The organism is Streptomyces sp. P17 (genome assembly GCF_032436805.1).
Classification (GTDB): Bacteria; Actinomycetota; Actinomycetes; order Streptomycetales; family Streptomycetaceae; genus Streptomyces.
In genome coordinates this window covers 1-248 of sequence record NZ_JAVRBF010001280.1, presented here as the reverse complement: position 1 = coordinate 248, position 248 = coordinate 1, and the positions used below count along the sequence as shown (strand labels likewise).

Here is a 248-nt window from a genome sequence, read left to right as displayed (position 1 = left end):
ATGCCAAGGGTAACCGCCTGTTCCTGGCCGCCGAGGATCACGGCACCCTGGAAGTGTTCGATCTGAAGAGTGGCGCGCACCTGAAGACCGTCACGGGCTTTGAAACGCCTCATAGCATCTTCTACGTGCCGTCGAATACCACCTCGTCGGTACGCTCCGGGGCGGTGAAGCTGGCCAGGGATGCGCCCGTGTCGGAATTCAGCACCACCAGCTTGCCCGGCTTGCGCGTCACCACGAACAAGCGGTGA

The 248-nt window shown here is 62.1% G+C and carries 1 protein-coding gene; it reads left to right on the top strand.

Annotated features, from left to right (window positions below; translation table 11 throughout):
- Window positions 1-248 (top strand): hypothetical protein (locus RMT89_RS44685; protein ID WP_315889477.1); only part of this gene is annotated, 248 nt, incomplete at its 5' end.